Source organism: Methylocystis sp. Se48 (assembly GCF_056269425.1).
The window spans coordinates 1,729,868-1,747,912 of record NZ_CM149850.1 but is presented as its reverse complement, the minus strand read 5'-3'; the positions used below and the strand labels follow the sequence as shown (position 1 = coordinate 1,747,912).

General features: G+C 63.7%; 19 protein-coding genes and 1 pseudogene. 8 read left to right on the top strand and 12 right to left on the bottom strand.

Annotated features, from left to right (window positions below):
• Nucleotides 1-387: 387 nt before the first annotated feature.
• From ACV959_RS08565 to ACV959_RS08555, 3 genes and pseudogenes are all read right to left on the bottom strand, one after another.
• Nucleotides 388-1,029 carry an IS5 family transposase gene (locus tag ACV959_RS08565; protein ID WP_475739458.1) on the bottom strand — a complete coding sequence of 214 codons (642 nt, stop codon included), beginning with the start codon at nucleotides 1,027-1,029 and terminating at the stop codon, nucleotides 388-390.
• Nucleotides 999-1,157, bottom strand: a pseudogene (locus ACV959_RS08560) (hypothetical protein); the annotation flags it as partial. The gene ACV959_RS08565 and the pseudogene ACV959_RS08560, both read right to left, overlap by 31 nt.
• Before the next feature lie 184 nt (nucleotides 1,158-1,341).
• Nucleotides 1,342-1,833: a PilZ domain-containing protein gene (locus tag ACV959_RS08555; RefSeq protein ID WP_475739457.1), complete on the bottom strand. Its 492-nt coding sequence runs from the start codon at nucleotides 1,831-1,833 to the stop codon at nucleotides 1,342-1,344.
• Nucleotides 1,834-2,335: 502 nt separating this feature from the next.
• Here ACV959_RS08555 and ACV959_RS08550 point away from each other — a divergent pair.
• The 3 genes from ACV959_RS08550 to ACV959_RS08540 all read left to right on the top strand — a co-directional run bounded on the left by ACV959_RS08550 (nucleotide 2,336) and on the right by ACV959_RS08540 (nucleotide 5,377).
• Nucleotides 2,336-2,593 (top strand): DUF6111 family protein, encoded by a 258-nt coding sequence (locus tag ACV959_RS08550; protein ID WP_475739455.1) that lies wholly within the window; start codon nucleotides 2,336-2,338, stop codon nucleotides 2,591-2,593.
• Complete coding sequence (locus tag ACV959_RS08545) at nucleotides 2,590-3,822, top strand: CCA tRNA nucleotidyltransferase (RefSeq protein ID WP_475739453.1); 1,233 nt, start codon at nucleotides 2,590-2,592, stop codon at nucleotides 3,820-3,822. The genes ACV959_RS08550 and ACV959_RS08545 overlap by 4 nt, the downstream gene beginning before the upstream one ends.
• A 181-nt stretch (nucleotides 3,823-4,003) precedes the next feature.
• On the top strand, nucleotides 4,004-5,377 hold the full coding sequence (locus ACV959_RS08540; protein WP_475739452.1) for an outer membrane protein: 1,374 nt from the start codon (nucleotides 4,004-4,006) through the stop codon (nucleotides 5,375-5,377).
• Between the two features lie 77 nt (nucleotides 5,378-5,454).
• On the opposite strand, the gene ACV959_RS08535 is transcribed toward ACV959_RS08540, so the two are convergent.
• From ACV959_RS08535 to ACV959_RS08510, 6 genes are all read right to left on the bottom strand, one after another.
• Nucleotides 5,455-6,534: a DNA polymerase III subunit delta' gene (locus ACV959_RS08535; protein WP_475739451.1), complete on the bottom strand. Its 1,080-nt coding sequence runs from the start codon at nucleotides 6,532-6,534 to the stop codon at nucleotides 5,455-5,457.
• Nucleotides 6,531-7,205, bottom strand: coding sequence for a dTMP kinase (tmk, locus tag ACV959_RS08530; protein WP_475739450.1), 675 nt, complete (start codon nucleotides 7,203-7,205; stop codon nucleotides 6,531-6,533). The genes ACV959_RS08535 and tmk overlap by 4 nt, the downstream gene beginning before the upstream one ends.
• Nucleotides 7,202-8,356, bottom strand: a complete 1,155-nt coding sequence (locus ACV959_RS08525; RefSeq protein WP_475739618.1) for a D-alanyl-D-alanine carboxypeptidase family protein — start codon at nucleotides 8,354-8,356, stop codon at nucleotides 7,202-7,204. Before ACV959_RS08525 ends, tmk begins: the two co-directional genes overlap by 4 nt.
• Before the next feature lie 138 nt (nucleotides 8,357-8,494).
• Nucleotides 8,495-9,508, bottom strand: a complete 1,014-nt coding sequence (locus ACV959_RS08520) for a septal ring lytic transglycosylase RlpA family protein (protein WP_475739449.1) — start codon at nucleotides 9,506-9,508, stop codon at nucleotides 8,495-8,497.
• Between the two features lie 325 nt (nucleotides 9,509-9,833).
• Nucleotides 9,834-11,642: a single-stranded-DNA-specific exonuclease RecJ gene (recJ, locus tag ACV959_RS08515; RefSeq protein ID WP_475739448.1), complete on the bottom strand. Its 1,809-nt coding sequence runs from the start codon at nucleotides 11,640-11,642 to the stop codon at nucleotides 9,834-9,836.
• A 9-nt stretch (nucleotides 11,643-11,651) separates the two neighbouring features.
• Entirely contained in the window at nucleotides 11,652-12,350 is a 699-nt protein-coding gene (locus ACV959_RS08510) for a MarC family protein (RefSeq protein ID WP_475739447.1), read from the bottom strand.
• Nucleotides 12,351-12,470: 120 nt separating this feature from the next.
• On the opposite strand from ACV959_RS08510, the gene ACV959_RS08505 reads away from it, so the two are divergent.
• Nucleotides 12,471-13,352, top strand: a complete 882-nt coding sequence (locus tag ACV959_RS08505; protein WP_475739445.1) for an aldose epimerase family protein — start codon at nucleotides 12,471-12,473, stop codon at nucleotides 13,350-13,352.
• A gap of 173 nt (nucleotides 13,353-13,525) precedes the next feature.
• Here the strand turns inward: ACV959_RS08505 and ACV959_RS08500 are convergent, their stop codons facing one another.
• Nucleotides 13,526-13,753 carry a hypothetical protein gene (locus ACV959_RS08500; RefSeq protein WP_475739444.1) on the bottom strand — a complete coding sequence of 76 codons (228 nt, stop codon included), beginning with the start codon at nucleotides 13,751-13,753 and terminating at the stop codon, nucleotides 13,526-13,528.
• Nucleotides 13,754-13,896: 143 nt separating this feature from the next.
• On the opposite strand from ACV959_RS08500, the gene ACV959_RS08495 reads away from it, so the two are divergent.
• The gene (locus ACV959_RS08495) at nucleotides 13,897-14,928 is read left to right on the top strand and encodes a cysteine synthase A (protein ID WP_475739443.1); all 1,032 of its coding nucleotides are present in this window, start codon (nucleotides 13,897-13,899) and stop codon (nucleotides 14,926-14,928) included.
• A 42-nt stretch (nucleotides 14,929-14,970) separates the two neighbouring features.
• Here ACV959_RS08495 and ACV959_RS08490 read toward each other — a convergent pair whose 3' ends face one another.
• The gene (locus ACV959_RS08490; protein ID WP_475739442.1) at nucleotides 14,971-15,636 is read right to left on the bottom strand and encodes a hypothetical protein; all 666 of its coding nucleotides are present in this window, start codon (nucleotides 15,634-15,636) and stop codon (nucleotides 14,971-14,973) included.
• Nucleotides 15,637-15,663: 27 nt separating this feature from the next.
• The gene (gene mobA / locus ACV959_RS08485; RefSeq protein WP_475739441.1) at nucleotides 15,664-16,281 is read right to left on the bottom strand and encodes a molybdenum cofactor guanylyltransferase MobA; all 618 of its coding nucleotides are present in this window, start codon (nucleotides 16,279-16,281) and stop codon (nucleotides 15,664-15,666) included.
• Nucleotides 16,282-16,356: 75 nt separating this feature from the next.
• Between mobA and ACV959_RS08480 the strand changes: the two genes are divergently transcribed.
• The 3 genes from ACV959_RS08480 (at nucleotide 16,357) to sciP (ending at nucleotide 18,005) form a co-directional block, all read left to right on the top strand.
• Nucleotides 16,357-16,740 carry a thioredoxin family protein gene (locus ACV959_RS08480; protein WP_475739440.1) on the top strand — a complete coding sequence of 128 codons (384 nt, stop codon included), beginning with the start codon at nucleotides 16,357-16,359 and terminating at the stop codon, nucleotides 16,738-16,740.
• A gap of 1 nt (nucleotide 16,741) precedes the next feature.
• Nucleotides 16,742-17,464, top strand: a complete 723-nt coding sequence (locus tag ACV959_RS08475; RefSeq protein WP_475739439.1) for a cytochrome c biogenesis CcdA family protein — start codon at nucleotides 16,742-16,744, stop codon at nucleotides 17,462-17,464.
• A 265-nt stretch (nucleotides 17,465-17,729) separates the two neighbouring features.
• Nucleotides 17,730-18,005: a CtrA inhibitor SciP gene (sciP, locus tag ACV959_RS08470; RefSeq protein WP_016920503.1), complete on the top strand. Its 276-nt coding sequence runs from the start codon at nucleotides 17,730-17,732 to the stop codon at nucleotides 18,003-18,005.
• Nucleotides 18,006-18,045: the final 40 nt, after the last annotated feature.

Below are 18,045 nucleotides of genomic sequence, written 5' to 3'. Positions count from 1 at the left end.
TTGCTCATCGCTGAGCCAAAAATTGTCCGCCACGAATCAAGCCCTCCTGAAGAGCTTGAATCACGGCGCGACGTTCAGTTCAATCGGGTACAGACCCTAAAACGCGTGCCAGGACAGCTTGGACTGCAAGAGATGCTTGCGGTCTTGACGCTTGCCTAACAAACTCTTCGGCGTCCTCTTTCGCAATTTCGAAAGAAGGTCGTCGCTTAGTCAATGTTATGTTAACGCCTTTTCCTTGCCTCCCTACAAAGAAAAATACAGAATAGTTCTCTCCGGCAATTTCCTTGTCAAAAATGATCGAGTCCTGCATGTCTGGGTAAGGTGTCCCGCCCTGATCTTGGGCGTAGCCGCACGCTGCCTCAAAATATAACTCAGGAACGTCTACTTCTAGGCCGTGTGGACGAATTTGATCAAGCAGAGGCCGGCGGCGAAACTGACGATGGACCGGAAATTTCGGGCTGTCTTTTCGCAGCGTAGCGCGACGCGCTTGAACCGTTTGATGCGTCCGATGCCCTGCTCGATACGGGCGCGGGCTTTGTAGAGCGTCCTGGCGAAGAACTTCGGCCTGTCTTTCTCATTGGCCTTGTGGGGAATGACCGGGGCGATGCCACGGGCTCTTGCCGCCGCGCGGTTGGCCTTGCTGTCGTAGCCTTTGTCGCAAATCGCGGCGCGCGGCTGAATATCGGGGCCGATGTCGAGAAGCGTTTCGAAATGCGGCGCGTCGGCAGCCTCGCCGCCGGTCAGATCGAAAGCGATGATGTCGCCCGACGCGTCCGACTTGGCGTGGATTTTCGTGGTGAACCCGCCGCGCGAACGCCCGAGCGCCTGCGCTTCTTGCCCCCTTTGGCGCCTGCGGCCGATACGTGCGCGCGCACGATGGTTGAATCGAACATCTGGATGAGATGCGCCGTCGAACTCATGGAGGCGAGCGCATCCAAGAAGGCTTCGAACACGCCGGCCTTGCTCAACCGGTCGAAGCGCTTCCAGACGCTGTTCCAGTTGCCGAACCGTTCCGGCAGCGCGCGCCATCGCACGTTTTCGACCGTGAAGAAATGAAGCGCTTCGAGGAAACGGCGATCGTCTTCAGCCTTGCGTCCGCGACGCGGAAGGCAGGCCCGAAACACCGCGAGCGTATGCGCCCAGTCTTCCTCATCCATCCGCGTCGACATGGCTTCCGGTCTCCGACTCAGTCGGAGCCCTATGAATCATGCCTGATTCCGCAGGGGAATCCCAAAACGATCTTCAATCGCCAATTCGTCCACACGGCCTAGTAAGCAGCTCCCAGCGGTTGACGGACAATGATTAAAGAAGACGGTCCGGACGGGAATGGGCGGCTCGCGGTCAGTCGTCGGAATTTGAAATGCCCGCGCCGCCGTCGAAACTCTCTGGCTCGATTTCCGAGAGAAATTTCGCGGCAAAGCCAGCGTCGAAATGACGGACAACAGTGACCTCTTTGTCCCCGACCCTGATCGTACTGCCAATCTCAGGCTTGATCGACGTCTCAACTCCGACGCCCGAGGCGGAGACATTTAGGATCTTCGCAGCAAACGTTTTGCTGTTGATCCGAACGGCGCCCTCGATCTGAGTAGGCTTCCGCCGTTCATGGCGTCTTGCGGGCACCAGCGAGAATTTGGAATCCCTGTCAACCAATTTCACGAAAAGCCCCCCCTCCTCGGAGGCAGCGACAGCGTTCGCTTTGTCATTTCGAACTATAAATGCTTCGAAAGCCTCCTTGATCTGGCCGCTCGAGCAGGGATAGCTGCGCGAAAGATCACCAATCATGAACAGCACCGCGCGACGCGCAACTCCCCAATCCAGATCGCCCAGATGCATCAGCCTTTCCGTATCGGATATAGTTCGATCGATAACACGGTTTAAAAACCCATCCATCGAAGCTTCCTCACTGCCCCTCAGAGTCACACGATAAGCCTGCAAAAATCAAAAGAATTCAATTTTACTCTATACTACTGTGACGATCCATGAGTCTTTAACTCTTCGAGCAAGGCTAGCTCGCACATATTAATGAAATAAAGGCAAACAGGATCGTGACCCTTCAACATTTCCTTTATTTTCCTCAAAATCTCGATAATTTCGTTCAAATCCCGAAAATTTTCTGACGCATTTTGGCTTTCCAAGGACATTGAAGACCGCTTCCCAGCGAAGAAAAACAAACCTGCCTGAGCTTGACCTTAAGGAAACCGTGTAAAATTTTCTCTAAACTTGGCGACGCTTTAGGCCAAAAAAACGGTGGCGGACGAAACGGTTCATGTCATCAAGGAGTTGGGGTAAGACATTCTGACGTGCTGACGGCCGTAAAGAAAGGTTCTCTCCGCCCATGTGGCGCGCAATCGTCGAAACCGCCCTCCTGTTCCTGACGCCCTTCGCCGCCTATGCGCTGTTCCACGCCCTACAGCGCCGATGGCCCTTCGTCGCGGAACTCTGGCATGGCCGCGTCGTGTCGCTCTTGACGATCGCGGGACTTCTCGTCGCCATCGCCGGCATGGTCGCGATCGGACTCACCGGGGTCGAAACTGGCGTCTATGTGCCCGCGCATGTCGAAAACGGCCGGCTGGTGCCGGGCGCGTTCAAATGAACGCCGCTCAATTGTTGCTCGACGATCCGCGCCTCGCGACTCTGTTCGCGGCGCTGGCGAAAACCGGCGCCGAAACGCGGATCGTCGGGGGAGCGGTGCGCGACGCGCTGTTCGGACTGCCGCCCCACGAAATCGACCTCGCGACGACGGCCCTGCCCGAAGCCGTTCTCGCGGCGGCGCGGGAGGCGGGACTGAAGGGCGTGCCCACTGGCATCGAGCATGGAACGGTCACGATCGTCGTCGCCGGAACGCCGTTCGAGGTGACGACGCTGCGGCAGGATGTCGAAACGGACGGGCGCTACGCGGTGGTGCGCTTCGGCGGCGATTTCGAGCAGGACGCGCGGCGCCGCGATTTCACCGTCAACGCGCTGTCGCTCTCGCCGGACGGCAAGCTGCACGATTACACGGGCGGCCTGAGGGACATTGCCGACAAGCGCATCCGCTTCATCGGCGACGCGGCGACGCGCATCCGTGAGGATTATCTGCGCGTCCTGCGCTTCTTCCGCTTCAACGCCTCGCACGGCGAAGGCGCGTTCGACCACGACGGTCTGCACGAGTCGATCGTCGCGCGCGAAAATCTGGCGCGTCTGTCGCGCGAGCGAATCCGCGCCGAGTTGCTGAAGCTTCTCCCCGCCCGCCGCGCGCCCGAGATCATGCGCGCCATGTCGCAGGCGGGGATCATCGAAGTCATTCTCGGCATGGGCTATCCGGCGCGGCTTGAGCGCCTCGCAGCCTTCGAGGGCGTTCGTCGCAGGAGGCCGGACCCGGTGCTGCGGCTCGCCGCCTTCTCCGTGCTCACCGTCGAAGACGCGGACCGGATGCGCGATCGGTTGCGCCTTTCCAACGACGAACATGCGCGTCTCGCCGCCGCCGCGCGAACGCTCGCCGCGCTGCATGGGGCGGACGATCCGCCGCCCGCGTCGCATCTGCGCGAAATGCTGTTTCTGTGCGGCTCGCGCGCCGCCCGCGACGCGCTCGCCCTCGCTTTCGCTGAAAGCCGCGCCCCGGCGGACGATCCACAATGGACCGAGGCGGCGAGATATCTCGAGGAGACCCCCGCCCCCGCCTTTCCGATCAAGGGCGCGGATCTCATCGCCCGCGGCGTCGCGCCAGGCCGGGAATTGGGCGCCGTTTTGAAAGCGCTCCAGGCCAAGTGGATAAGGGCGGGCTTTCCGCGCGATCCGGCGGCCGTTCGCCAATTGCTGGAGGAGGCGGTGGGGAGAAAATGACGCGGTCTCCCGGTTTCGTCTTCGGAGCCGGATGTCGTGCCGCCTTGAAATCAATAGCCGGAGCAGGACGCCGCGTGCGGCCCCTCGCTCCGCTTCTCTGGCGCCGGGCGCAAAACGTGGCGAAAAAATGAAAAATTAACCAAGCTTGGCAATAATTGCTTCAACAAGATCGGAGGCAATTATGAAGAGGCTACTGATTTCAGGCACATTGCTCGTTTTCGGCGCGACAGCATCGACCGCCGGTCAGGAACCTCGCTACAACCTGCCGACGAACTTCTATGCGCGTCATCCGTTTTCCTCTTCGTCCGATATGAACGAAGCGGCGCCCGCGCTCGCCGGTTCAGGGCGGCCGCCCGCTTTAATTGCGAAGTCAGGCGTCACCCCTCCCCCATTGCTTGCCGTTTCTGGCGGCTGGACGGGCTTTAACCTGGGCGCGCATGTCGGAGCCGGATGGGCGAACACGCGCCTGGAAGTTCCCGGCGTGGCGAACTTTAGCGGCGTTGGAATGAACGGCTTTACTGGCGGCGTCACCGCCGGCTTTGATTATCAATTCTCACCGCAAGTCGTTGCTGGCGTCGTCGCGGAAGGCAATTTGAACAGCACGAGCGCGACCGGATCAATTAGCGGCCTGGGCGAGGCGAACTTTCAAGAAGAAGCATCCTGGGCCCTTCGCGGACGATTGGGCACACTCACCTCTGATGAAACCATGGTCTATGTGACGGCCGGCGTCTCGGAGGTCTTCACTCGTTTGAGTTTCCCGAATACGCCAGGCGCCCAGGGAGGCAGCGCGAAATATACCGGCGCGATCTTCGGCGCGGGCATTGAAACGCGCCTGGACGGCGGTCTTTACGCGCGCATCGAATATCTGCACGGCCTCTATGACCGACGCTGGTTCGCGGGCGGACTGTTCAGCGCCTCGCCGGAGGCTAGCCTTGCGCGTGTGGGGCTGATCTTCAAACCTGCGGAATTCTCGGCGACAGGCGTTTCGAATGCGCCGCCGATGCGGGATAGCTGGACCGGACCTTACGCCGGCATTCATGGCGGCTGGGATTGGCAAACCACCCGGCTTTCGGGAGGGAATGCCTGGACGGCCAATGGCGTGGGAGGCAACGGCCCGATAGGCGGCTTGCTTGTCGGGTACGAATATCAATGGGGGAATGCGGTAGCGGCCCTGGAAGCGGACGGAAGCGCCGCCGGCGTCAAGTCGTCGCTGTCCGTACTGACGGTCAACGGCCAAATCGATTATTCTTGGGATTATTCGATCCGCGCCCGGTTCGGGCGCCTTTTCGGGAATACGCTCGCTTTCGCATCGATCGGATGGTCGCAGACCGGGGGCAAACTCTCTACGGTCGGTCTCGGCGGTCTGCAGACGTCGCATGCGTTTGGAGGACTTCAATTCGGTGGAGGCCTGGAAACGATGCTGACGGCTCATATCGGCGCGCGTCTCGAATATTTGCAAACTTTCTATGACAAATATGCCGCCGTGATGGGATCGTCGGTAGACGCGAGGCCAACGGGGGGTAAAACCCGCGCGGCAGTTATCTATAAATTCTAGGAGGCTTCGGGACGCTCCGGATCTACGGAGCATCTCCTCCTATCGCCCACTGAAAGAAGGGACGCTCAACGCGTTCTTTATGTCGCTCCGCCTTCCGCCCTCGCAAGCCTCTCGAAGATGCCGAGCGTCATGGCGCGTTTGTCGAAGTTGAACACATCGGTCTCGCGCGCCAGTTCCCGAATATCGTCCCAGACGCGGGCGTAGCCGATGAGCCGCGCAGCGGGGGCGCCGGCCTGTGACAGGGTCCGGACGCGGGAGTCGAGGTGGCGCTCCAGCGCGCGCATGAAGGCGTCGTACGACGCCTCATTATCGCGGCCGGCAAGCTTGTCCGCGAGCATGTGCACGCCGAGCCAGTCCACCTTCGGCAAGCCCCCGAGCAGCCTCGCCACGCCGGCGTCGAAGATCATGGCGTCGCCGTCGAGCAGCCGCAGCGTTTCGCGCGCCGAACCTTCCGCACGGGCCGCCGCCGCCGCGATTTCCTCGGCCGGCCGGGCGCTCCAGGGCGCGCCCAGGGCCTCGACCGCCGCGATCGTCTCTTCCCGGGTCAGCGCCGACAGCATCAGCTTGCGGCATCGGGAGCGGATCGTGGGCAGGATGCGGCCAGGCTGATGCGCGACGAGCAAAAAGAGCGAGCGCTCCGGCGGCTCCTCGATAAGCTTGAGAAGCGCATTGGCCGCGCTGCGGTTCAGGTCGTCGGCGCAGTCGATAATGGCGACGCGCCAGCCGCCGGTCCCGGACGCCTGATGGAACGCGCGGGAAATCTCACGCACGTCGTCGACGCGGATTTCGGTGAAATGCTTCTTGGTCTTTTCGTTCCATTCCCGCCGCAGCAGAAACACGTCGGCGACGGCCATAGTCGCAATGCGGCGCGCGGCGGGGTGATCGGCGGGAACCGAAAGATCCGCCGCAAATTGAACCGCGGGCTGGCCGGGGTCCGGCTGGGCGAGCAGGAAGCGCGCAAAACGCCAGGCGAGCGTCGCCTTGCCGATTCCCTCCGGCCCTCCGACGATCCACGCCTGCGCGAGGCGGTTGTTGCGATAGGCGTCGAGCAGTTCGCGCTCGGCAGCCGCATGGCCGAACAGCGCGAGCGTTTCGCGCGGATGCGGCGCGCCCTCGAAGCGGTCGCTTTCCGGCGGCCCGGCAGGCTCCTTGCTCATTGGGCGGCGGCGGCCCCTGTCAGGTCGAGGAAGCGCGCATCGACGAGCTGGCGGATCGCGCGGGCGAGCTCCTCCTCCGGCAGCGCGCCGTTCACGACGCAGCAGCGCTCCGGCTCCTGCTCGGCGATGTCGAGAAAGGCCCGGCGCAGTTCTTCGTGGAAGCCGTCGTCCTCCGCCTCGAAACGGTCGGGCCTCGACCCATTCGCCTGTCGCCGGACGGCGGCGCGGGCGAGTCCCTGCTGCGGCGGGAGATCGATGATGATGGTGAGGTCCGGCCTCAGCTCATCGAGCGCGGCGCGCTCCAGCAGCGCGATAGAATCCGGGTCGACGCCGCCGCGCGCGCCCTGATAAGCGCGGGTGGAATCCGCGAAACGGTCGCACAGCACCCAGGCGCCGCGCTTCAGCGCCGGCGCGATCAGCCGGTCCACATGGTCGATGCGGGCTGCGGCGAAGACCGCCGCCTCGGCCAGAGGACCGAGCGGCGCAATCTGGCCGGAAAGGAGAACCGCCCGCAGCATCTCGGCTCTCGGCGTGCCGCCCGGCTCCCGCGTAGCCACCACCTCCAGACCGCAGGCGCGCAAATGCGCCGCCAGCAGCGCGAGTTGCGTCGACTTGCCGACGCCCTCGCCGCCTTCGAAGGTGATGAACCGGCCTTTTTCGTCGTCCGTCATTTCCTTGCCGACAGCTTCTCGTGAATTTTGGCGGCGGCGTATTCGTAAACCGCGTCGAAAGCGCGGCGAGACAGCGACCCCTCGCCGACGGCCTCCGACGATTCCAGCGGCTGCTCCAGCACGACGGTCGCGCCCCGCTTGATCTCGAGCTTGCCGACCTTCTGTCCCGCCTCGACGGGAGCCATAACAGGGCCTTCATAGACGATCTTGCCGGAAAGCTTCTCGTTCGAGCCCCGCGGCAGGAGAACCTTCACATCGGTCGGCGACACGAGTTCGATCGACCCTTTCGTGCCGCCATAGACCTGCGCCGGGCCGATGGGTTCTCCGGCCTTGAAGAGGTCTCTCTCCTCGAAATTGCGAAAGCCCCATTGCAGGAGCTTGCGGGCTTCCTCCGCGCGCTCCTTCGCCGTCTTGGCGCCGTAGACGACAACGATGAGCCTGCGCCCTTCCTGAAGGGAGGATCCGACGAGGCCGAAGTCGCCCTTGTCGACATTGCCCGTTTTCAGACCGTCCGCGCCAATGCTCATGTTCAGCAGCGGATTGCGGTTCTGCTGGCGGATGTTGTTCCAGGTGAACTCCTTCTCTCCGAAATATTTATAATAGTCCGGGTAGGTTCGGATCACGTGAAGGGCGAGCCTCGCCATCTCCCGCGCCGTCACCTTCTGGTCGTCGCTCGGCTTGCCCCAGGGATTGCCGAAACGCGACTTGACGAGGCCGAGCTCCGTGGCGCGCTTGTTCATGCGCATGACGAAGGCTTCCTCCGATCCCGCGACGCCCTCCGCCAGAACCAGCGCCGCGTCATTGCCCGAGTCGATCAATAGACCCCGAAGGAGATCCTCGACCCGCGCGCGGCTGTTGACCTTGAGGAACATGGCGGAGCCGCCCGCGGGGGCGCCGCCGTTGCGCCAGGCGTATTCTGACACGGGAAATTCATCGTCGAGCTTCAGCCGGCCTTCTTTCAACTCCCGGAAAATCAGCTCGGCCGTCAAAATCTTCACGGTCGAGGCCGGGACGGCGAGATCGTCGGCGCCCTTCTCGAAGAGCACCGTATTGGTGCCGGCGTCCATCAGTATGGCCTGAGGAACGCTGGTCTGGAACGGTTGCGCGATGGCGCTCCCGGGAAGGACCGCCGCAAAAATGAGAAATGCGATGGTAAGGGCCGCTCTGGCTGGGCGATTGTGCAAGGCCTGCGCTCCGCTTGGATGCGCCGCAAGATCCCGGCGCCGCAAGAGAATGGCGCTTGCCACCCGGAATTGCAATAAACGCCCTATCGCCCGTCGGCGAAAGCGTCAGTTGAGCGCCTGACGCATGGGCGGCCTCGGGACCGCAGCCTCCTCCCGGCCAAGGGAGGCCGGGCGCATGGGCGGGAGCGGGGCAGCCTGGAAAGACTTGACCTTCTCCCGGGTCTTTTCCGGATCGAGCGCCTCCCCGTGCGTGGAGGCGACGGGTTCGGCGTCCAGGGCTTCCTCGTCAGTGCGGGAAACCGTCGTCGTTTCGCTCAGCGGCTCGGGTCGGGGTTCGGCGGCGTAGGCCATCGCCTCGCTCTCGACCGGGCGCGGAGGCGCATCATTGACGACCGGCCGGGCGGGCGGCTCGGTCACGGCTTCCTGCCGGGCGACTGACGCAACGCGTCGCTGTTCCTGCCGCGCGGCGACCATGACCGCCTCGAAGCCTTCGATCGTCGCAGGCTGTCCGTCGTCGCGCAAGGTCGCGAGCAGCTTCCGATCGTCGTCTCCCGCGAGATTGGCGCGGCCAATCCAATCGACCTTCACCCTCGCTGTTCCAGCGCTCTGGAAATCGAGCGCTTCCGCGACGCGTTGCGACACGTCCATCACCCGGCCGCCGTGATAGGGGCCGCGGTCGTTGACGCGCACGATGATGGAGCGGGAATTCTTGAGATTGGTGACGCGTGCGTAGCTCGGCAGAGGCATGGTCGGATGGGCGGCGGAAATCGACTCCCTGTCGAAAATTTCGCCATTGGCCGTTCGCCGACCGTGGAAATCTGAACCATACCAGGAAGCCGTGCCGACGGCCGAATAAGGCTTCTCGCTGGGATAATAGGTCTGGCCGGCTATCTTGTATGGCTTGCCGACCATGTAGCTGCCGCCGCCCTTCGGAACCTCCTCGCCGTCCGCGATCACGCGCGGGCTCGGGCGGACTCCGTAGCGCGGATCGACCCCGCCCCCGCCGCCGAGGCTCGCGTAGCGGGGGCCGGGACCATGAGAGGCGCATCCCGCGAGCGAAGCTAGAGAAAGAAGAACCAGCGATCGGCGAAGAGGGAAAACGGTCGGACGGAACTTCATCGACAAGCGCGTTTTCTCCCAGGACACGGCAAATCGCATCGAAACGGTCCCTGTTCAAAGACGAAGCCCTGAAGAGCCGCCCCCAGTCCGCCCGCCGCTGGCGGCGCTTGCGCCGCGCTTCTTCGGACGTGCCGCATGGCTTTGATTCGCCATGCGTTGCGATTGCCGGGAGTTTCTCCCCAAAATCTGAACCTGCCGTTAACGACACGGTTTGGCTGAGGCGAAAAGGCGGCTCGATCTGGGCGGAATTACGGCTCGCGGCCTGGAAGAACGCCGTCTTGTCGGTTTTCTCCCATGCTGTGGCGCGATGGTCACAGGCCTTTCGTCATTTCCGTTCCGCAATGGCCGCATCCACGACGCGGGTCTCGACCCGCTCCTGCCCACGAAAGCTGTTGGGCGAGATTCGGGCCGCAACATGGAAGCGTTCGCCCCGCCCCCTCAACAGGGCTTCGCCAAGCGGCGATCCGACGACGCGGAAAGCGATGGCGTCGACCGATGCGCCGTCGTCGGAGCGGAGCCGGGCGCGGACATGGTTCTCCCCGACGATCATCGCATCCGCCAGGCGCTGGTCCGGCAGGACGAAAAGAGGCTCCGGATTTCCCTGCCCGAACGGGCCTGCCTTCTCCACCCGACGCAAGAGATCGAGATTGACGCCGCGCCCCGCCACCGCCGCATCGACAACAAGGGAGTCGGCGCCCCGCGCAGTCTCGACGGCCTCCGTCAGCGCATCGTCGATGAAAGCCCGAAATGCGTCGACCTTCGAGCGCGCCAGCGTGACGCCCGCCGCCATGGCGTGGCCTCCACCCTTGATCGCGATGCCGAGATCCACGCCGCGCCGGACTGCCCTGCCGAGATCGACCCCACTTAAACTTCTACCTGAACCTGACCATGTTTCTCCATTTAAAGCAAAGGCGAATGAAGGTAAATTGAAGCGCTCTTTGAGCCGTGCGGCGATCAAGCCGACGATGCCGGGATGCCAGTTTTCCGCTTCGACCACGAGACAAGATAGCCGGTTGGATTTAAGGAATTGCCCTTCTGCCTGGGCGATCGCCTCCTCCAGCGCCTGCTTCTCGATGGCCTGCCGCTCGGCGTTAAGACGGTCGAGTTCCCGCGAAATGCGGGCGGCTTCGACCGCGTCGGAGAGGGTCAGCAGGCGCGCGCCCAACCCTGCGTCGCCGATCCGCCCTCCAGCGTTGATGCGGGGCCCGAGCGCAAAGCCGAGATGATAGACACGCGGCGGCCCATCCATTCGGGCGGCGTCCATCAACGCCGAAAGTCCAGGTCGGGCGCGGCTTCGCATCACCTGGAGCCCCTTGACGACGAAGGCGCGATTGAGCCCGGCGAGCGGCGCGACGTCGGCGACCGTCGCGAGCGCGACGAGGTCCAGGGCGGCGAGGAGGTCGGGCGCCGGCCGCGCATCCGTCCACCAGCCGCGCGACCGCAGCAACCGGGTCAATCCGGCCAGAGCCAGAAAGACGACCCCGGCGGCGCAGAGCCCGCCCTGCCCCGAGAGGTCGTCTTGACGGTTGGGATTGACGACGATGGCCGGGGGAAGCTCGAGCGAGGCCTGATGATGGTCGAGAACGATAACGTCCATCCCCAGCTCGCGCGCGACCGCAAAGGGCTCATGACTGACCGTGCCGCAGTCGACAGTCACGAGGAGCGTCGCGTCGCGCCCGGCCAACGTGCGGATAGCCTCGCTGTTCGGCCCGTAGCCCTCGAAAATGCGGTCGGGAATGTGGAGGAAAGGCTCTGGCGCCCCAGCGGCGCGCCAATAGTCGATCAGCAGCGCCGACGAACAGGCGCCGTCCACGTCGTAATCGCCAAAGATGGCGATCTGCTCGCCCGTCTCGATGGCGCGCGCGAGCCGCGCCACCGCGGCGTCCATCTCCGTCAGGCTGGAGGGATCGGGCATCAGCTCGCGAAGCGTCGGGTCCAGATAGCGGGCGGCCTCGGACACCTCGACGCCCCGGCCGGCAAGGATGCGGGCGAGGAGGTCGTCGAGGCCGTGCGCCTGCATGAGCGCGAGCGCCCGCGCCTCGCCCGCAGGATCGAGCCGCGCCCGCCACGGCCGGCCGAGGATCGAGCGTTCGACCCCGAGAAAGGCGTGAGGCTCAGAGGGCGGCGGGTTCATGGGTCTCGTTCAGCCTCGCTCGATTCGAGGTCGAAGCACGACCTTCACGCCATGCGCGCCGAGCGCGCCCATGACGCCGTCGAAAATGAGCGAGACGCCCATGGAGGAGATGAAGAATCCGACAATTCTCGTAATGGCGTCTATGCCCATCCGGCCGAGCCAGGCGACGAGGCGTCCGGCGAAAGCCAGACGCAGGAATGTTGTGACGACCACGAGAAAAGCCGCCGCCAGAATCGCCACATAAGGGGCCATCTCGCTCGGCGCCCGTTCGATCGTCGCCATCATGCCGAGCACAGTCGCGATGACGCCGGGTCCCTCCATCAGGGGCATGGCGAGGGGCATGAAGGCGATATTGTCATCCGGCCCGGCGTTGAGAAAGGCGCTATGGCCAGCGCCCGACGGCGCGAAAAGCTCGAAACCGATGCGGGTGAGGACAATCCCGCCCGCAATGCGGACCATGTTCAGCGAAACGCCGAAGGCCTTCAGCACGATAGCGCCGAAAAAGAGAAAGAAAAGAGCCAGCAGCGGCGCATAGACCGTTGCGAGAAAGGCGATGCGCCGGCGGCCGGCTGCGTCCCTGTCGTGGGTGATCGACACAAAGACGGGCAGAACCTCGAGCGGATTGATGACGGCGAGAAGCGTCGTGAAAGTGCTCAGAAACAGCGGCAAGATCGAGTTGGGGCCTGCCGGCGGAAGGTTCGGTGACAACCGTTTTCCTCACGATGGGTGGTCGCGCCGCGGGTCCGGCGCACAGGCCGCGACTCTATTGCGGCACCCAGCCGGCAACAATCGGCGCGGGGACGCAAAACTGTGTAAAGCTACGCTGTGATGAGCGACGCGATTCTCCTTGAAGCTGACGGCGACAGCGCGGAAATCCTCCCCTTCGGCGCCGAGCTTTCGGCCTGGCGGGCGGATGGCGTCGACATGATCTGGGCGAAGGATCCGAAAGTCTGGGACCAGACAGCGCCGATCCTCTTTCCTGTCGTGGGCTGGACCCGGAATGGCCAAGTCTTGGTCGAGGGCAAGACCTATCCGCTCTCCCTGCACGGCTTTGCGTGGAGAAAGCGGTTCGAGGTCGCCGAACGCCGTCGGGATTATCTACGCCTTCTCCTCGTCGACGACGCCGAGACCCGTGCGCTCTACCCCTTCTCCTTCCATTTCGAGGTCGAGTTCCGGCTGCGCGGAGGCGCGCTCGACAATCATCTGATCGTCGCCAACACGGACGCGCGGCCCCTGCCCTACGCCTGCGGCCTGCACCCGGCCTTCCGCTGGCCGCTCGCAGACTCAGTCGCCGAGCACGCCATTGTTTTCGAAGCGGAAGAACGCCCCGACGTTCCGGTCATCGGCCCCGGCGGGCTCCTCATGAAGGAGACGAAGCGCACGCCGCTCGCCGGCAACCGCCTGCCGCTGTCGCCGCCCATGTTCGCCCGCGACGCGCTCGTTTTCCTGAACCTGAAAAGCCGCGGCCTCGTCTTCGACAATGGCGCGGGGGCGCGGCTGCGGGTTGCGCTCGACGACTTTCCCCATGCCGGCTTCTGGACGCTGCCGCCAGCCCCCTATCTATGCATCGAGCCATGGACCGGGCACGGCGACCCTGTGGATTTTCGGGGCGATCTTTACGAGAAGCCGTCCATGCGAGTCCTCCAGCCCGGGGAAAGCGCGCGCCACGGCGCCAGTTTTGCCTTTGAACGGGACGGCTCTTCCGGCTAGGACAAGGCGTCCCGGCCACGGGAATCAGAGTTCATGACCATCGCCGCCAGCGTCATCGAGGCCATCGGCCGCACGCCGCTCATCGAATTGCGCGCCGCCTCGAAAGTCGCCGGATGCCGCATTCTGGGAGTCCGGTGACAGAATACCAATTGCGGATATCTCTCCGCGGCGCCTCATCCATCGACGAGGTTCAGCCGTTGTTCGATCCGCTCGATTCTCAACTGGATCGACGCGATTGCGTCATCCTGCGCGACTTCGCTTTGCATGAACGCCGCCATATGGCCCTTCATGCCGCGCATATCAGCTTTCAGATCGACGATGTCGCTCGCAATGTCGGTCAGCTTTGACTGGATCGCCTTGAGCGTTTCCAGCAGAAGCTCGTTCGTGACATTGTCGGCCATCGCGTTCTCCCGTCCAATTGTACTAGTGTAGCCGTTACGCGCCTTCTCGGAAATAGCGCCCCCTCCCCGGCGCCAGTTTTGCCTTTGAACGGGACGGCTCTTCCGGCTAGGACAAGGCGTCCCGGCCACAGGAATCAGAGTTCATGACCATCGCCGCCAGCGTCATCGAGGCCATCGGCCGCACGCCGCTCATCGAATTGCGCGCCGCCTCGAAAGCCACGGGCTGCCGGATTCTCGGCAAGGCGGAGTTCATGAATCCCGGCGGCTCGGTGAAGGACCGCGCCGCTCTCTTCATCGTGAAGGACGCCATCGCCAAGGGGGCGCTGAAGCCCGGCGGCGTCATCGTCGAGGGCACGGCGGGCAATACGGGCATCGGACTGGCGCTCGTCGCCAACGCCATGGGCTTTCGCACCGTCATCGTGATCCCCGAGACGCAGAGCCAGGAGAAGAAGGACATGCTGCGCCTGCAGGGCGCGCAGCTTGTCGAGGTGCCGGCGGTTCCCTACGCCAACCCGAACAATTACGTGAAGCTCTCGGGCCGCCTCGCCGAGCGGCTCGCAAAGGAAGACCCGGCTGGCGCGGTCTGGGCCAATCAGTTCGACAATATCGCCAACCGCGAAGCCCATATCGCGACGACCGGCCCGGAGATTTACGAGGAGCTCGGCGGCAAGGTCGACGGCTTCGTCTGCGCCTGCGGCACCGGCGGCACGCTCGCGGGCGTCGGCATGGCGCTGAAGGCGCACAATCCTGATATCAAGATCGGCCTCGCGGACCCCTTCGGCGCGGCGCTCTATTCTTATTACACGAGCGGCGTCCTGAAGGCTGAGGGCTCCTCGATCACGGAGGGGATCGGCCAGGGCCGCATCACGGCCAACCTCGAGGGGGCGCCGGTCGACGTCGCCTATCAAATCCCGGACAGCGAAGCGCTCGATATCGTCTTCGACCTCGCCGCGAACGAGGGACTGCTGCTCGGCGGATCGTCCGGGATCAATGTGGCCGGCGCAATCCGCCTAGCCCGCGACCTCGGCCCGGGCCACACCATCGTGACGATCCTCTGCGACGGCGGCGCGCGCTACGCCTCGAAGCTGTTCAATGTCGAATTCCTTCGCGGACTGAACCTGCCGACGCCGACGTGGCTGGAGAGGAACGACAGGATAGATCCGGGGTTTGTGTGAATGCCGGGCGGTGGAAAATGAACACGCGCAGGGGATTGCGTATTAAGGATCTCCCGCGGGCGGTTCGCACGGGTGATATTGTCCATTTGAATAATAGTAATACTGACCGTCTGCGTAATAATATTGTCCTTCGCGCGGCGCGTCCGGGTTTTCCCACGTCTCAGCCAGCGCCGGTTCGGGCCCCGCATCCCGGATCGTCTGATAATTTCCGCGCTCCTTGAAAAACAGCTTCATCATCTCCGCCTCGCCGAAAACCTTCCCGAGTTCACGCAACCCGAAGAAGGGAATGAGCGCGGCGCTCATCAAGCCGAGGGTCGAAAACAGAACGTTGATATTGCTGAAATCGAGACGATCCGCGCCCGCGTGCGACGGCAGGAATTTGATGATCAGCGCTTCCTCCGCGATGTCGATCACGAGAAGGACGAGGCCAAAGATCGCCGACTTCGCGAGGACCGGCCAGACCAGCGGCCTGTCGGCCATGAGCCGTCCCAGCGGCGTTTTTTCCGCCAGAAACAGAACCTTCGAGAAGGCGAGCGCCTTGGCCAGCGCAAAACCCTGACGTTCGACGATATGCGCCTGCGACAGGATCAGCGATTTGTGCAGGCCGAAGATCGCGAGCAGAAACCAAACGTAAAAGAAGACCGGCAGGAACTCCTTCGTCTCCTCGACCGCCATTTCCTTGAGGCGCTGCGTCCGCGGCTCGCTCATCGCAAATTCTCCATTGTCGAGATTGGTTTAGCTGGAGTCGCCCGCTTTAGCCATTTCATTCGCCCGCGCGACGTCCTCGGGGCGGTTGACGTTGAAGAAGGGATCGACGGGCGAAAGGGGCCAGTCGACGGTCACATTGGGATATCGCGCGATGAAATCGGAAACCTTGCGAAGCCCCACCTCGACCAGCGCGCAGCGCAGCGGCTCCCGCAAGGCGACGGGCCAGAGCGCCACGGTGTGATGCACACGGCCGCCTGACGCCGCGACCGCGATGTTGGCCCCTGCCGCCTGTCGCGCCTCGTAGAGCCGGTCGACAAGGTCCGGGGGAATGAAGGGAGTATCCGCCGGCGCGCTGACGATGTCGATCGCGCCTCGCTGCGCAGCGGCGTCCATCCCCGCCAGCACGCCGGCGAGCGGCCCCGCGAACCCAGCGACGCTATCGGCGACGACAGGCAATCCGAAGGCGGCGAAACGCCCCGGATCGCCATTGGCGTTGATCGCAAGGCTTTCGCACTGCGGGGCGAGGCGCGCGACGGCGTGGGCAAGGATTGGGCGTCCGCCGATCTCGAGAAGCGGCTTGTCGCCCCCGCCCATGCGGCGGGCGAGCCCGCCCGCGAGAAGAACGCCAATGCAGCGTCGCGTCATGTTCCCCCGCACTTGCAAGGTTGCGTCCGAAGCTCGATCTAACGCGAAGAGCGTCTGGTCATAAAGGAGCAATAGATGCTGTCGCGCCGGGGTCTTCTCACTTTCCTCGCCCTTCTCGCCTCCTCTGCGTCCGTTTTCGCCGCGGAGAAACCATTTACGCCGGACGCCTTCTCGGCGGCGCAGTCGGCCGGAAAGCCGGTCGTCATTCACATTTTTGCGCCCTGGTGCCCGACCTGCCGCGCTCAGGAGCCCATCCTGCGCAAGCTCGAGGCGGATCCGAAATTTTCCGGAGTGGAAGCCTTCCGGGTCGATTTCGACGGACAGAAGGATGCGGTGCGCGCATTGAAGGCCACGAACCAAAGCACCATCATCGTGTTCAAGGGCGGCAAGGAGGTGGGCCGTTCTGTGGGGGAAACCGACGCCAAGGCGATTTCCGCCCTCCTCGACAAGGCGCTTTGACATGAGCGCGGGCGCGCTCGGACTGGCCTTTCTCGCCGGCCTGCTCTCGGCGCTGTCGCCCTGCGTGCTCCCCCTGCTCCCGCTGGTGTTGGGAGCGGCGGCGGCCGAGCACAAATGGGCGCCGGCGCTGCTGGCTCTGGGCGTCGCCCTCTCTTTCGTTCTCATTGGCCTTTTCGTCGCGACGGTCGGTTTCTCCGTCGGCCTCGATGGCGGCGTCTTCCGCACCGCGGCGGCGGCGGCGATGATCGCGCTGGGCGTCATCCTGCTTGCGCCCGGCCTTCAGGCGCGCGTCGCGGCGATGGGCGGGCCGTTGAGCGACCGGCTCAACGCCGCCTTTGGCGGCGCGGCCTCGGGCGGCCTTTTCGGACAGTTCGGGGTTGGCCTGCTGCTCGGCGCCGTCTGGAGCCCCTGCGTCGGGCCCACGCTCGGCGCGGCCTCCGTCCTTGCCGCGCGCGGCGAGGACCTCGGCGCCGTGGCGGCGACCATGACCGTCTTCGGACTCGGCGCGGCGGCTCCGTTACTGGCGCTGGGCGCGATGTCGCGAAAGGCCTTCAGCCGCTGGCGCGACGCGCTTCTCGCCGCCGGCAAACGGTTGAAGCAGGCGCTCGGCTTCGTCTTCCTGATCCTTGGCGTCTCGATCGTAACCGGTGCGGACAAATTCCTCGAGTCGGCGCTTCTCTCGGCCTCCCCGGCCTGGCTGACGGAATTGACGACGCGCTTCTAGGACGCGGTTTAAAGTAAATCCGCCACCTGAGCTTTAATGCGCGTTAACGCTATTGGCGCATTCACGATGAATTCTTTGACGTGGGTCCGGAAGGTTTGATGCTGGAAACCCGGCGACTCTTGGGCAAACGCGGTTACGCGTCAATTTTTCCTAAAATTCGGTTTATATTTGATTGCGTATAGGCCACGCGCGTTTAGCCAAATCTTAAACGGGCGCGCGCTATAAGGTCGCTACTGTGTGGTCGTAGAGTATGTGAGTAACTGATATGACCGAGACGCATCGTCCGCGTGTCAAATATGTGATCGGCCCCGATGGCAGTCCGCTCACGATCGCCGACCTTCCGCCGCCGACGACGAAGCGCTGGGTCATTCGCCGCAAGGCGGAAGTCGTCGCAGCGGTGCGCGGCGGCCTGCTCTCCCTCGACGAAGCCTGCAGCCGTTACACGCTGACGGTTGACGAGTTTCTGAGCTGGCAGATGTCGATCGACCAGCACGGTCTTGCGGGCCTGCGCACAACGCGCCTCCAGCAATATCGCATGTAACTTCAAAAGATACGACCAACGGAAAACGCCGGCTCCTTTT

Bases quoted from the DNA above. Each gene is read 5' to 3' on its own strand.
- ACV959_RS08475 (WP_475739439.1), top strand. From the start codon at position 16,742: ATGAGCGCGGGCGCGCTCGGACTGGCCTTTCTCGCCGGCCTGCTCTCG.
- ACV959_RS08550 (WP_475739455.1), top strand. From the start codon at position 2,336: ATGTGGCGCGCAATCGTCGAAACCGCCCTCCTGTTCCTGACGCCCTTC.
- ACV959_RS08500 (WP_475739444.1), bottom strand. From the start codon at position 13,753: ATGGCCGACAATGTCACGAACGAGCTTCTGCTGGAAACGCTCAAGGCG.
- ACV959_RS08505 (WP_475739445.1), top strand. From the start codon at position 12,471: ATGAGCGACGCGATTCTCCTTGAAGCTGACGGCGACAGCGCGGAAATC.
- ACV959_RS08520 (WP_475739449.1), bottom strand. From the start codon at position 9,508: ATGAAGTTCCGTCCGACCGTTTTCCCTCTTCGCCGATCGCTGGTTCTT.
- recJ (WP_475739448.1), bottom strand. From the start codon at position 11,642: ATGAACCCGCCGCCCTCTGAGCCTCACGCCTTTCTCGGGGTCGAACGC.
- mobA (WP_475739441.1), bottom strand. From the start codon at position 16,281: ATGACGCGACGCTGCATTGGCGTTCTTCTCGCGGGCGGGCTCGCCCGC.
- ACV959_RS08545 (WP_475739453.1), top strand. From the start codon at position 2,590: ATGAACGCCGCTCAATTGTTGCTCGACGATCCGCGCCTCGCGACTCTG.
- tmk (WP_475739450.1), bottom strand. From the start codon at position 7,205: ATGACGGACGACGAAAAAGGCCGGTTCATCACCTTCGAAGGCGGCGAG.
- sciP (WP_016920503.1), top strand. From the start codon at position 17,730: ATGACCGAGACGCATCGTCCGCGTGTCAAATATGTGATCGGCCCCGAT.
- ACV959_RS08535 (WP_475739451.1), bottom strand. From the start codon at position 6,534: ATGAGCAAGGAGCCTGCCGGGCCGCCGGAAAGCGACCGCTTCGAGGGC.
- ACV959_RS08540 (WP_475739452.1), top strand. From the start codon at position 4,004: ATGAAGAGGCTACTGATTTCAGGCACATTGCTCGTTTTCGGCGCGACA.
- ACV959_RS08555 (WP_475739457.1), bottom strand. From the start codon at position 1,833: ATGCATCTGGGCGATCTGGATTGGGGAGTTGCGCGTCGCGCGGTGCTG.
- ACV959_RS08565 (WP_475739458.1), bottom strand. From the start codon at position 1,029: ATGGCGCGCGCTGCCGGAACGGTTCGGCAACTGGAACAGCGTCTGGAA.
- ACV959_RS08495 (WP_475739443.1), top strand. From the start codon at position 13,897: ATGACCATCGCCGCCAGCGTCATCGAGGCCATCGGCCGCACGCCGCTC.
- ACV959_RS08490 (WP_475739442.1), bottom strand. From the start codon at position 15,636: ATGAGCGAGCCGCGGACGCAGCGCCTCAAGGAAATGGCGGTCGAGGAG.
- ACV959_RS08480 (WP_475739440.1), top strand. From the start codon at position 16,357: ATGCTGTCGCGCCGGGGTCTTCTCACTTTCCTCGCCCTTCTCGCCTCC.